The sequence below is a fragment of the Rothia sp. HMSC065C03 genome (assembly GCF_001837295.1).
Classification (GTDB): Bacteria; Actinomycetota; Actinomycetes; order Actinomycetales; family Micrococcaceae; genus Rothia.
Genome location: NZ_KV832005.1, coordinates 156916 through 170164, shown reverse-complemented (window position 1 = coordinate 170164; position 13249 = coordinate 156916). Strand labels below are relative to the sequence as shown.

At 57.2% G+C, this 13249-nt stretch carries 9 protein-coding genes; all 9 read right to left on the bottom strand.

What is annotated here, in order from left to right:
- Positions 1–168 precede the first annotated feature (168 nt).
- Positions 169–879 (bottom strand): glycosyltransferase, encoded by a 711-nt coding sequence (locus tag HMPREF2605_RS05270; protein WP_049355036.1) that lies wholly within the window; start codon positions 877–879, stop codon positions 169–171.
- Between the two features lie 276 nt (positions 880–1155).
- Complete coding sequence (gene pssD / locus HMPREF2605_RS05265; protein ID WP_049327955.1) at positions 1156–1638, bottom strand: PssD/Cps14F family polysaccharide biosynthesis glycosyltransferase; 483 nt, start codon at positions 1636–1638, stop codon at positions 1156–1158.
- Between the two features lie 201 nt (positions 1639–1839).
- On the bottom strand, positions 1840–3072 hold the full coding sequence (locus HMPREF2605_RS05260; protein WP_070847259.1) for a Wzz/FepE/Etk N-terminal domain-containing protein: 1233 nt from the start codon (positions 3070–3072) through the stop codon (positions 1840–1842).
- A gap of 67 nt (positions 3073–3139) precedes the next feature.
- Positions 3140–5068, bottom strand: a complete 1929-nt coding sequence (locus tag HMPREF2605_RS05255) for an oligosaccharide flippase family protein (protein ID WP_070847257.1) — start codon at positions 5066–5068, stop codon at positions 3140–3142.
- Positions 5065–6420, bottom strand: a complete 1356-nt coding sequence (locus tag HMPREF2605_RS05250) for an O-antigen ligase family protein (RefSeq protein ID WP_070832835.1) — start codon at positions 6418–6420, stop codon at positions 5065–5067. Before HMPREF2605_RS05250 ends, HMPREF2605_RS05255 begins: the two co-directional genes overlap by 4 nt.
- A gap of 17 nt (positions 6421–6437) precedes the next feature.
- Positions 6438–7388 (bottom strand): glycosyltransferase family 2 protein, encoded by a 951-nt coding sequence (locus tag HMPREF2605_RS05245; RefSeq protein ID WP_070847255.1) that lies wholly within the window; start codon positions 7386–7388, stop codon positions 6438–6440.
- An 11-nt stretch (positions 7389–7399) separates the two neighbouring features.
- The gene (locus HMPREF2605_RS05240) at positions 7400–8188 is read right to left on the bottom strand and encodes a CDP-alcohol phosphatidyltransferase family protein (RefSeq protein WP_070847254.1); all 789 of its coding nucleotides are present in this window, start codon (positions 8186–8188) and stop codon (positions 7400–7402) included.
- Positions 8189–8665: 477 nt separating this feature from the next.
- Positions 8666–12040: a fibrinogen-like YCDxxxxGGGW domain-containing protein gene (locus HMPREF2605_RS05235; protein WP_246828170.1), complete on the bottom strand. Its 3375-nt coding sequence runs from the start codon at positions 12038–12040 to the stop codon at positions 8666–8668.
- A gap of 213 nt (positions 12041–12253) precedes the next feature.
- Entirely contained in the window at positions 12254–13126 is an 873-nt protein-coding gene (locus tag HMPREF2605_RS05230) for a hypothetical protein (protein WP_070847250.1), read from the bottom strand.
- Positions 13127–13249: the final 123 nt, after the last annotated feature.

The following is a 13249-nucleotide window of genomic DNA, read 5'->3' as shown; positions in this document are numbered from 1 at the left end:
AAAGACGCGAATCCACCTGAGAATATGCCGTGAACAAGGGAAAACGTTCGCAGCCTCCCACAGGGTGGTTGGAGGATTCGCATGCCGGTCTAAAAATGTGGGAAGCACCCGGCAGGGTACCTCCCACACCGCATCACGAGGATGCTGAGCTTAGAAAGTAAGAAAACCTTAGGCGCTGGGAGCCATCGCGTCGATGCGAGCCATCTCAGCCTTGCCCGCACGGTGCGCGCGAGCAGCCTGCTTCAGGCGATCCCAGAAGGAATCCTTACGGTGGGTCTTGCCAGCGAGCAGATCCTGCAGTTCCTCGCCCAGCTGAGCTGCGGAAATCTCCGGAGTGGAGACGTACGGCTCAGCGGTACGGAACAGGGAGGGGTTCGCCAGAGCAAGATCGAGCTTAGCGAAGAGGTCTTCACGGCTCTCAACGACAACAGCGTGGCCGCGCTTCTCCATCAGAGTGGTGAAGGGGACCTGGTGGTTGTCAACAACCTCATCGAACTCTGCGCGGCGCGGAACAGCCAGGGGCAGAGCGCCGGTGCGGCGTGCATCCTGGATGGAACCGGGGCCGCCCTGAACCAGCACTACGCGTGCGGTTGCGTAGTAGTCCAGCAGTTCGGAGGCGGGAAGAAGCTTAAGGTTGTCTGCGTGCTTAATAGGCGCAGTGTGGCCGTGCTGCACGAGGCAGGTGACCTGCGGGTGAGCCTCAAGGTAAGCCTCAACCCAGCGCAGAAGACGATCAAAAGTGTGAACGTCGGTGCCGAGGGACACCACCAAATCGTAAGTCTTGGTAGGAATACGAACGGGCGCGACGGCAGGGGTAAATACGGGCAGGTCGAACTTGGAAGTATCAACACTGACGTGGGGGAAGTTCTGAATAGACATCGCCTATTCCTCTCTATGTATTTATCGGTAGTAACCCCGTATACCTGACGCAAAAATCCGGAGGGCATCATGGGTATACGCGGCGGCGTCGTGCCGGAGAAAATGGTGAGTAATCTCCGCATACGCTTCTCTGGCGAGTGGTTAGTTCGCTTGGATGGTGAGTCCACAGTGGAGCGCACGACTTATGCGTATCTGTATGTTTAATAAATACTATACCCTGAAAATAACGCCCCCAGCACACACGGGGACGCCATTTCCAGGATAAATTCATCACTCTTAGAAAATGGGATGAATCACACGAGAATCAGGGAAATTCTCCTGCTGCTCCTCACTCTGAACAATAATTCGATCAGCAAAGGTGTACAGCATCTTGCCGGTCATCGTCGGCAGAGTCGGGCGGTCAAAACACTCAATATAAAGAGTCTTTACGCCAAAAAGTTTAGCCGCAACAAAGAAAGGAACAGCAACACCCGCACCCGCAGAAACAACCGCATCCGGGCGTTCCTTCGGGAAAATACGAAATGCCAAGAACAAATTACGAATAGCGTTCTTAATATTTCGAGTGGTCGGGTAATACGCCCAATAGGTCTTCTCATCAGCAAGAGAAGATTCAACATCGGGCTGCTTAAAGCTAACCCACACACGGTCATAATCCTGCCACGCAGCAGAAGTAGCCGTCAGATGCTTCAAGTGTCCGCCACTGCTAGAAACCAGCAGAAGCTTCTTCTTCGGTGCCTGAGAGGAAGTTGCCTCAGTCATAGTGTTCTCCTAAAGCCCCAATACAAGAGAAAAATAAGAAGAGAAGATAAGGGTGAGCTGCCGGGTCCGGCAACACCTGTATCAACAGACCTGCCGCAACAGATCCGCCTCAACAGGCGTTACCTCACCCCACGCTCAAGGACGAAGGACTAACCCGCACAGAAGCGAGGCATCCATCAACAGAAACCCGATTACCCGCAATTACTCGCGGTCCAGGAACACAGCCAGAGCGTTCACGCCCTCAAGCTGATCCAGCTGAGCGAAGAGCTCACGAACCTGCTGCAGAGAAGTAGCCGCAGTCACCGGAATCAGAGCCACGCCGCCAGCTTGAACGAAACGCAGCTGGGTCGACAGGGGAGTAGCGGTGCTCAGGCTAATCACCAGAGGAGTCTCGCTCTTCTCAACCAGCGACTCGGGAGTGTGGCGGGTCAGAGCGTCACGAACCGAAGCGTAATCGGTGAAACGTGCGTACTCAGTGGGCAGAACACGCTGCAGCATCTGGTACAGGTGCTCAACACCGCGGTCGGTGCCGGGCAGAATCACAATGCCGGAAGCCCCCGCGCTCTTCACATCGCCGTCAGGAGCACCGATGGTGCGCAGCAGCATGAACGCGTCATTCGCCTCAGAGGTGGAACCCAGCTCGTGAACGGGGATACCGGCATCTTCCAGACGATCAGCGTAACCAACGTGACGCATGGTGCGGTCACGACCATACGCCAGCACAGCACCAATCAGCAGACCTGCAACAGCACCAACAATACCCATCTTCACCGGGCCAAGAGCCGAGGAAGAAGACGGAACCTGTGCCTCGCTCATCACACGGCCACCGGTGGTGGAAGTCAGCTGAATCTGAGCACGACGCTCCTGCAACTGAGAGAGCAGACCCGCACGGTTGTTATCACCCTCTAGGGCCGAAATCTGCTCATCAATCTGGTGCAGAGCAGAATCAACGCTGCTCTTCAGCGACTCGGAACGAACCTGCAGGTACGCGTTCGCCATAGCGTTAGCGTAACGTGCCGCATCCGTGCCGTTGGGGCGGGTCACCTCAATATCCAGAACAGCAGTCTGGGAGGTGCCAGTCACCTTGACGGAGTTCATCAGGCGGCTGGTCAGCTGAGCCTCAGAGAGGGTATCGCCATTCGCAATCAGAGACTTTGCTGCGTTCTGTGCAACCTCACGAGAGGCCGCAACGCGAGACTCGGTCGCAATATCCACCTTCGCGGAGTTAGCGCTACCGGTACCGGCGGGATCAACCACCAGCGGGTAAACAACCAGCGAAGCCTTAGAAGTGTACTTGCTATTGGTCATGTAGCCGTAGACGGCACCCGCCACAGCGAAAACCACAACCGACAGCAGAATCAGCAGACGGTGTCGGAAAATGCGACGTACCTGGCTGCCAAGGGTAACCGAGGAGGTATGAGAGGTGTTATCCATGAGGACATCCTTGAGGAAGAGAAACGGACACTAAATATCGGAGAAAAACTGTAGAAGAAGCGGAAGGCTAAGACTTCGCTCGGCGGGCGGAAAGGAAACGCTCAATACCGAGTGCTTTGCGGAAGCGGAACAACACCGCACCGTACACCGGCACCAGCAGCACCACGTACACGATGACACCCAGCACGCTCTGACCCAAGAAAGCCAAAGACGCCAGAGCACACACCGTCGGAACAGCCGCACCCAAGAATAGCGAAGGAGCCATCTCGCGAACCGAAGCGCGAATACCAACGAGGCGGAATACCTGGTAGCTCGCCAGGAAGGTATCAATCAGCAGAGCAGAGGCCCACGCCGTCACCGCACCGTACAGGCCCCAAACCGGAACCAGCGTGAAGTTCAAGGTCACAGCCACCACCAGCGAGGAGAGCTTGTTCAACAGCTGCCAGCGGCTCTTACCGCTCATCAGCAGAACAGACTGCACACCACCGGCACTCATCGACAGCATCGCCGCCGGGCAAATCACCCAGAGAATACCGGCGCCAGCCTCAAAGCCCTTACCGAAGAAATGCAACAGCACGGGGCCGAAGAACGCCAGAGAGAGGTAGAACGGCCAAGACAGTGCAGTCAACACGCGAGTGGTCGACAAGAAAATCTCTCGAGCACGATCCAGCTGACGGGTAGCCAACGCCGCACTAATCGACGGTCCGGTCACCACGCGTCCGGTGTGCTCAATCATGGTGCCCACACGAACACAACGGTTCACAGCACCATAGATACCACCGGCAGCGGCACCCAAGAATGCCGTCACGACCAGCACGTCAATCCACTCCAGGATCGTCTCCACAACGGTAGCGACACCGCGCGCAGAACTGAAACCCCAGAACGAACGGAACGTCTCAGTCGGAGAATCCTCAGAAGGAAGAACCTCCACATGCTCCTCATTGGGGAACGCCCGCTCCAAAAGCCACAGGGCAACCACCGCAGTAATCGCCACCGGAACAGTCCAGGCGTACACCAAATCCATGAGCTGGCCCGAGAACAGAACCACCAAACCCACAGCCGCAAAACGCAGCGTAGGAAGCAGAACATTCTGCAGAACCGTAAAGGTCACCACACGGTGCAGGCCACGCAGAGCACCGAAGAACACCGTCATCAGCGCCGCAACCAGAACGAAAGCCGAGCTGACGCGCATCGCCGCCTGATACTCCGGAGCCATCGGCACCAGTTCGGTGTAGATGTACACACCCGCCACCAGAAGCACCGAAGTCACCAGCGAAGGAATTAGACCGTACCGAATCAGCTGCGGAAGCACACCGTAACGACCCAGCGCACGCTGAGCGCTCATCGTACGAACCAAGCCAGTATCTGCACCGAAAGTCACCAGCGAAATCGCAATCGCGAAAAGCGCCATCAGACGGAAAAACTCGCCCGAACCCTCAGCACCAATACCGTTCGACACCACCATCGTGGTCACGAATGCGATACCCGCACCGTACATTACGCACAGCGAAGCAAGAGAGCCGCTCTTCGCCAGGCTGGGCTGCTTACCCTTAGCGGGAGCTTTCTTTGCTGGCGCATCCTTCGCGGAGGCGCTATCAGCCTGCGCCTTAGAATCGGCAGACTCAGCAGTAGCCGAGGTAACCCGACGGGAACCGGGCAGATGAGCACCCGCCACAGCAGCGTTCGTGTCTGCAGAATCTGTAGCTTCAGAATCCGCTACCAAAGACTCAGGGAGCGACTCCTTAGGGGCAAAGCCCTGAGCAGGAGGCACAATCGACAGAGCCGTGGTCGCCGGAAAACGACCCGAACGGATATCGTCCACCGTCGGAGCAAACTCATCAGCAGCAGGCTCAGCCTGCTCCGTCACCGGCTCCACGTACTCGCCGCTCTCACGCAGACGCGCACGGCGGCTAGGATGACCACCCGTCGAATACGCATCCTCGAAAGATGAAACCGCAGAAGTATCTAAACCACGAGGGGACTGATTCTTCGTCATAGCCCCTCACCATCCCGAATGGAACGAATGCACGCCATTGACGCGAGCATCAGAATGGTCAGCTGAGCAATATCGAAACTGTAGAAGATAAAGACGACGCAACATGCGACCGGAACGCTATGCAGCCAGTACCCGGACGTAGTCTTCACTCGCGCGCCGCTTGCCACAGTGCACACCATGAAGAGCGCGAACAGGGCCAGGCCCACGAAACCGAAGCAGAACATCAGAGTCCACAGGTAACCCTGGGTACCCATCGACACACCAATGCTCGGTTCCATACGCGGAGTGCCGTAACCGATAATCGGGGACTCTAAAGTCGCCTTCCAGGTGGCACGGTAGAGCGCCGCACGACCACCGGTGGAGTCCGAGTAGTCCTGACGACCCAGAATATTGTCCACGGTGCCCGAAGCGAAGAGCGCCACAACCACAGCCGCAATCGCCGCAATACCCATACCTACAGCACGCCAATTAGCCGCCAGGAACTGACGCAACAAAACGTACGCCGCGCTGATACCCAGACCAATGAACATGCCGCGGTTACTGGTTGCAATCGCCGGCACGGTAGAAAGCGCCATGCCAATCAGCAGAGCAATACGTAGCCAGATGGAACGCAGACGCAGCAGGCACGCCAGCATCACCGGGGTGAGCAGGGTGTACGCCAAACCCCAACTATTCGCGTAGGGGAACGGTGCGGAGGGACGAATATACGCCTCGGGAGCGCCCCACGGACGCTGAACCTCCGCCAGCGGCGGAAGCATGTAGTCGCGCACCAGCGGGTTCTGCATAAAGCCAGAAGGCATGATGAAGCTCATCGGGGTACGCAGACGGAATTCGGGGAAGAGAACACCGCCGTAACCCAGAACGATGAGAGTCACCCACAGGGTCGCCAGACCACCCAACAACCTGTTGAGGCTAATAGAGGAACGCGCGTTGTAGTAGTACAGGGCGTAAATGCCTGCACTGAGAATGTTCACAAAGCGCAGACCCCAACCGATCATGTCGGTGGAACGGGTCAGAGCAAGTGCCGCAACAACAACCCACACGCAGAATGCGCCCCACACCCACAGGGAACCGGGCACACGCACATTACCTCGAATGATGAGGTAAAAAAGCATGATCGCAGCCAGTACCAGCGGCGCAATCTGAAGCAACCCCATAGCCCACAGCGCCGGGAAGCCGTACAGCAACGCCAGCAGGGGCCAGGCGGGGAGCTTCTTCTGCGCTGTCGACATCGGGCGGATGCGCGCGCGGGCACGCAGAATACCGCTGGGCGGCGTACTAGCCGACCCCGCGGAATCCTTTAGCGCCACGGGCGAAGCACCCGGATGAGAAAGAACGGAAGAGGAAACCATGTCTGTGCGATACCTGGCTAGAGACCTCGACCGGTCTTCTGGACGAGATCAAGAAGCGTAGCGGGCTTAATAATGCCGGTGGATACAACGTATGCTGCCCAAGCACGAAGCTGCTTGGGGTCACGGCGCAGAGCGGCACGAGCGTAAGCGCGCGCCTCCTTGTTGTTGCCCAGAGACGCCTGAGCGTAGGCGATCTGACCGGCAATACGTGCCAGGCCTTTGGGGTCCTGCTCAAATTCGGGGAACTTACGCAGAATGTAGCTCAGACCGTCAACCATGGACTGCCACTTGCCGGAGAAGAAAGAGGGGCGGTCCCAGAGCACCAGAATCAGCGGCTCGGGTACGCTCAGCACATCGCCGTGGCGGGTTGCACGCAGCAGCAGGTCGTAGTCTTCACCGTACGCGGCGGGCAGCTCCTCATCGACCAGGCCGATGCGGGCGGGCTCACCGTCAACACCGAGCAGGTCCTCACGGGAGTACAGCATGGCGGAGGGGTGAATCTCAGTAATGCGCGAACGCAGGAAGTCCGCGAAGGTTGCGCGCTCGGGCGCCAGGCGTACGATGTCCTGACCGCCGGAGCGGACGGTAATACCCGAAGAGATAGCGGCTGCTTCGGGGTTTTCGCGCCAGAGAGCGACCTGCTGGGTGAGCTTGGACGGCATCCAGTAGTCGTCGTCATCGCAGAAGCCAATCATCTCGCCGCTGGAGGCGATAATGCCGCTGTTACGGCCGCCAGCCAGACCGCCGGAGCGGGTATTGGAGACAATCTTCAGAGCACGGTTCTCGCCGACCTCAATATCTTCGAGATGGTCGGGCTCAACGCGGTCAAAGACGACAACAACCTCAACGAAGCCACGGTAGCTCTGCTCAAGGATGGAGCGTACCGCCACGCGCAGCAGTTCGGGGCGCTTGCCGTTGGTTGCAATCACGGCGGAAACGGCAGGGTTGCGAGAGGTGAAGTGCATCATTGGGTTTCTCCTTACTCAGCGGGGGTCGCGAGGCTAACGTACTTGCGACGCATGGACAGCAGAACAGTTGCGGCGTTAGCCAGCAGAAGCAGCGCGTAGACGATGACGAATACGGGGCCGAAACCAACAAAAATGTAAATCCAGCAGAGGGTGCCAGCGTCCATGTGCAGGTTAATGAAGGAACGCAGGGGGCCACCGGTCGGAGGAGCCGCGGTCTTGCGGTTGTTGCGCAGCTGCTCAGCCAGAATCTGGCTCATGAAGTGACCTGCGGTCAGCGCGGTGAAAATCATCGGCATGGCAATAATCCAGCCGTTGAATGCGCTGGAACCGGTGAAGGAGTAATGCGCCGGGTACAGCAGGAAGGAGAGCAGGGTTGCCATGTGCACGGAGGGCACGCGGATGGAGTCGACTACGTGGTCGAGCCACTCACCGGCAGGGGAGGATGCACCGGTCACTCGAGCAACCTGGCCGTCAGCGGAATCCAGACCGTAACCGAGAGCGAAAAGCAATGCAACGCAGATACCCACACCAACGCTAGGCGGGCAGGTAATCAGAACGATGAGACCAGCTGCAGAACATGCAGCGGAAATTGCGGTGACGCCGTTGGGAGTGATGCCCAGTGCGACAGCTGCCGCGGCGAAGTAGCGTGCTACTCGGCGGTTGACCCAGCGGGTGTAGGCGGGAACGCCAATGCCGGGCTTCTGCGCTGCCTCAAGGGAGCGCAGGGTGTGGGAGAACTTCGCGGCAAATCCCGATGCGGGCGCGGAGTTCGGGGCGTGAGGTGCCTCAGAGGTGGACATGCACATTCCTTTTTAATCGGTGAGAGGAGTGAAGGAGAGTGAATTACTCCCTTTCGGGGCGGTTGCGAGAAAGTCCGGAAGTCCCGCACGCGAAAAAAGAGGTGGTTGGTCCCTTTTTCACATACACCACTATATAGATATTTTACAACGAGATAAAGTGCGACAGGGTGGGTGTGGTCAGGGTCAATAATTGTGTCGCAAAAAGCCCCTGACAATGCGCTTTAGTGCAGATTTGCGGGATTCATTAGGTGGGTTCGGCGTGCTGTTAGGCGGGGTTATCGGCGCTTTGTTCCTGTGAATTCTGGCTTTAGAAAATATTTCTGAACATTGTGCAGAGACACACATAACAGAATCACAAATAATGGGAATAAATGATGCAAAAAACACAGAAAAGTGGGGAGCATACGCAAATGGGGTTTGATTTCCTGAATCGTTCAGAAAATCAAACCCCATTTAGCTGAGATTGTCTAGAAGGTATTAGTTCCTTCGGGACTGCATCGGAACGCGGGTTCCGACTCCGTTATTGGCGACGCGTCGCTCGCCCTGGTCGGCTGCTGCGTTGTTCGCGTTATCGACCACGGGCTGCTCAGCCTCGTTTGCGGCGGGAGCCTCCGCCTCCTTGTCGGCTTCCTTCTCGGCGGGCTGCTCAGCAACCGGTGCCTTGGAAGTAGCCTGCAGATCGAAGCTCACGTTCGGTAGAATATTGCGTCGAGTGAATGCCGGGTGAACCTCAACAGCAATCAGGTTCTCGCCAGCCTTCAGCTGAGAAGCCGGAACCGTGAAGGTCACCGGAGTCTTCTGGGCCTCAGCGGTATCTACCGAGCTGGAAGCTACCACGCTATTCCACAGCTTGCCCCTGGTGTCGAAGTTGGAACGACCAACCTCTTCACCGTTGACACCCACCGCAATAGCGTCATCCGCGTAGGTGGTCAGCACCAGGTCGCGGCTCGCCTGCTCACGAGTGAGCTGGATGGTGGTGTAGGCGTAGATGTTGTGGCGGGTACGCACGAGCGGAACATTAACGGAGGTGTTGAGGTTACCGGTACCGACACCAATCGGGGTCTTGCCGGTCTGCCATGCTTCCTGCGCGATATCTTCCAGGGTGAAGTGGAAGTTGTACTTCCAACCGTACTTACGGTTGGGAGCATTGGCAGCAACCATGTACTTCCACTCGGATGCGTAGGGCAGAACAATCTGGTCCTTAGCGGCCTCATCCTTCTGATCGTCCTTAGGAGTTTCTTCCTTCGGTGCCTCAGTAGTTGCTTCTGCACTCGGGGTAGCGCTTGCCGAAGCACTGGGGTCAGCGCTCGCGGTCGGGTCAGCACTTGCCGTCGGATCAGCGCTAGGAGTCTCGGTCGCGGTCTCCGTGGGGGTAGGAGTCGGGCGAACCGGAGCTACCTGAACCGGAGTAGAGGCAGAGTAGTTATCCGAGGTGTCCACAGCACGCACAAAGTAACGTGCGTTATCGGTGTGGTCAATCTCGAACTTCGTACCCGAAGTGCTTGCAATGACGCGGTCGTCACGCAGAATCTGGTAGCGGACACTACCGGTATCCTGCACAGCATCCCAGGTCAGAACGTCCTTATCATCCTTCAGCTCAACCTGCAGGTTCTGCGGGGTAGCCGGAGGAGTCACATCGCGAGCCTCAAAGCGCGCAAAACCGACGGTATCCTGAGTGCCGTGAACACCCAGTGAACGGTGAATATCGCCGCCAACCCACAGGGTGCCCTTCGAATCCACGAAGGACTCCCAGATGCCGAAGCCATGGTCGCCCTTAATAGCGGGGGAGAACTCCGGCAGCATCTTACCGCTGTCCTTATCAAACGCGGCAACCAGCTTGACCGAGTGAATCACGCTCGAACCGCCCACGGGGGTCCGCTTGTTACGCGAATCCTGGTAGAGGAAATCACCGCAGTGGCAGGCGCCATAGATGGTGTTACCGTGCAGGTGCAGATCCTGGAAGTCGCCACCTTCGCGGGTAATCGCGGTGTAGGTGGGGGTCAGAGAGGCCTTATCGTAACGAGAGATGAGGTGCTCAGTACCGCCCACCCAGACGCCGGTACCGGCATCCTGGACGTCGAACTGGAAACCCCAAATTTTGGTTTCATTACGCAGGTCAGAGACATTAGCGCCGGCAGGAATCTCAGAATGCTGGTACGCCCACGGGCTGCCCTTCTGCATATGCTGAGTAATATCAGCCACGCGGTAGGCAAGGCCGCCGTTGAGCCAGGTGAAGTAACCGGCTACGTAAACATGAGAGTTATCAGCGGAGGCGCTAATACCGTTGACAGTACCGTTGAACACCTGGCGCCAGTTACGGTCTATACTCACAATACCGGGCACACCGTTAGAAGGCTCGCCCAACTTAAAACGGGCAATATTGCGCGAATACGCCTCACCCGCCTTTTCACTTTCATAAATGTGGGTAAAGGTGCCGCCAATATACACGTAGTCACCCTGACGGTGAATGGTCTTCACCGTCATGACCTCGGTACGAATGCGATCTTCGACTTTAACCTGGGCCCATTCAGGGGCAACTTCACCGGTCGTAGCGTCAACAACGACGAAGCTCTCATGCTTCTTACCGTTAACCAGGGTAAAGGTGCCGCCAACCGCCAGACGGTTATTCGGCAGAGCCTCAACAGCCTTCACCTGACCATTAACAGTCAGCTTGAAGTCGCGGCGCAACTCGCCGGTTTCCGGGTCAAAAGCAGCAATATTAGATTGCGCAACATGCTCACCGGTAGAGGACTCAAGGTACTCGAAGTCGCCGCCAATAAACACGCTGGAGGTGCCGTTGCCGTGATCGACCTCGGTGATGGCCTCAACATAGGTGTTCATCTCGCCGGTTTTACCGGAGGCGGTCTTAGAGCTGGTGCGCCAGCGCCAATCCGCCGAACGGCTACTGGGCAGGGCACGACGAGCGCTCGCCTGAGTACCGGAATCCGGGATAGCACCCAGATGCAAATCGTTCTGGGTCAGCTTCGGGCGCAGGAACATCTGGGTGTAACCGAAAGAGGTTTCACCGTTGCTTTCCTTACCGTAAATGTAGGAGTTCTGCGCATCGGTGATCGCCGGCTCAGAACCATCCTGGGAAATGGGAGCGTTCGCACCGTAACGGAAGCCCATACGGTAATCCTGCGAGGCCATTTCCTCAAAGAGCATCGTCCTGAAGCCGTAGTTCTGGCCGCCCAGCATATGGTCCTGCCACTCGCCGTTAAGCCAGTCCCTGCGGCCATTCTCGTCGTAGGAAGAGAACTCGCTAGGGTTCGTGACGACCGCGTTAGACCAGACAGCGTTCGAACGCAGAGCCCAGGTCCACTCGGAGGTCTGACGGCGCTCCACCGTCGCCTCCTGCCACTTAGTGCCAGAAGTGTTTACAGCGCGACGGAAACGGTAACCATCGGACAGCTGATCGGGGCGGGGGCCGTTGAGCAGCTGAGAAATAGTGGTACCCGAAAGCTGAATCGGGGTCTTTGCGGCGGGCAGGGAGCTCAGAGGCTTGCCCTGCTCGAGAGTCAAACCGGACGATGCGGGGGCGGCATCGCTGTAGAGCTGGGAGGTGTCACCCTGGCCCTCATAGTTTTCGGTCCAGCCGTCACGGCCCTCACCAATCTTGACCCAGCCGCCACCATCAGTCTCCTGATCGCAGTAGAACTGAGTCGGCTGGCTCATCGCGGGAGTGTACAACCAGTAGGCGCCGCTCTTTGCCTCGGGGTTAGCCTGCTTGGCTTCCCAACAGCTGGCGGCAGCACGCTCGGAGGTCGTGCCATTGTAGAAAGCAGAGTCCCTTTTATCCGCAGTCTGTTCGACAGCGGTACTCGGCGTAATAGCGGGGATAGCTACGGGCAAAGCCAAGGCCGTAGCAATGCTCAAGCAAAGAGTTGAGCGGGTTATAGCAGAACGAGAAAAGCCTGAGCCCGTCATGCCAAGGTGGGCTTTCATAATATCTCCAAATGAATGCCAAGAAATGTTATTGAACGCGCATCAACATTAATGCGCTATGGACGATAATGCGCGGTTTCCAGCGAATCATAGCTGGAAACCGGCATCTTTAGTTAGACCCTAACAATCAGGATTGTTCGGGAAATCATGGGTCGCAATCTTCCACTGACCATCGACCTGAACGAGGGTGTAAATATTGAGTGAACGCTTCGGAGAATTGTCATCCTTTACGGGCTGATTATTCTCGTCATAGATCTTCACAGAGGAAGAATCCATGCATACTTCCAGCATGCGCGCGGGCTGACCCTTGTACTGAGTTGCAGTCATACGGGGAGTGCCCACAACAGTGGAAGAACCTTCATAGTGCCAGCCTGCCAGTGCGTATTCGGAAGCCTGCACGGCAAACTCAGCGGCAGCGGAATCCACGGCTACAGCCTCGATGGAGCGAATCGTCTCGTCATCGAGAACGGCACGAGCCTGCTCAACGTTCTGCTGCTCAGCCTCTTCATCGCTGCTCGGGTCAGCGGTGCGTTCGGGAGAGGGAGCAGCGGAAGGAGCTGCCTTAACCTTAGTCAGAATGTTCTCAAAAGAATTGACCAGCTCGGTAGTCTTCTTAACTTCTTCAGCGTCAACGGGCACGGAAGAAGCGTTCTTCATTTCCTCAGCGCCAGTGTAAATCTCTTCAAGCTTCTGGCCGTCAGAAGAGGTCGCCTCACTCTTTGCCCCATCCTTTGCCTCAGCCGAAGCCCCAGAGGAAGCATTGGCGGATGCTTCTGCGGTGCCCTGCTCAGAAACCTTAGGGGAAGCGCTCGAAGACTGAGCGGAAGAAGCGTGTGCAGAAGCGGAAACACTTGCGGAAGCAGAAGCGGAAGAAGAGCTATCGGAGCTCGGGTTTTCAGTAGCGCAACCGCTCAGAACCAGGGCGGATACCGCAACGGTGCCCAGGGTGCCCAGAAGCCGGGACCGGGAGGACTGCTTGAAGAATGATGACATAGGAAGCCTCTTTAGTGGTTGGAGTGAGAATGACTATATTCCGGAAGATAATACCTCGCACAATGGCAAAGCACCTAAAGGCTAACACGCAAAGCTGGGAAAACACTTAGACCCGCAAAAATA

Coding starts and splice junctions, on each gene's coding strand:
- HMPREF2605_RS05270 (WP_049355036.1), bottom strand. CDS start 879: ATGTCTATTCAGAACTTCCCCCACGTCAGTGTTGATACTTCCAAGTTC.
- pssD (WP_049327955.1), bottom strand. CDS start 1,638: ATGACTGAGGCAACTTCCTCTCAGGCACCGAAGAAGAAGCTTCTGCTG.
- HMPREF2605_RS05260 (WP_070847259.1), bottom strand. CDS start 3,072: ATGGATAACACCTCTCATACCTCCTCGGTTACCCTTGGCAGCCAGGTA.
- HMPREF2605_RS05255 (WP_070847257.1), bottom strand. CDS start 5,068: ATGACGAAGAATCAGTCCCCTCGTGGTTTAGATACTTCTGCGGTTTCA.
- HMPREF2605_RS05250 (WP_070832835.1), bottom strand. CDS start 6,420: ATGGTTTCCTCTTCCGTTCTTTCTCATCCGGGTGCTTCGCCCGTGGCG.
- HMPREF2605_RS05245 (WP_070847255.1), bottom strand. CDS start 7,388: ATGATGCACTTCACCTCTCGCAACCCTGCCGTTTCCGCCGTGATTGCA.
- HMPREF2605_RS05240 (WP_070847254.1), bottom strand. CDS start 8,188: ATGTCCACCTCTGAGGCACCTCACGCCCCGAACTCCGCGCCCGCATCG.
- HMPREF2605_RS05230 (WP_070847250.1), bottom strand. CDS start 13,126: ATGTCATCATTCTTCAAGCAGTCCTCCCGGTCCCGGCTTCTGGGCACC.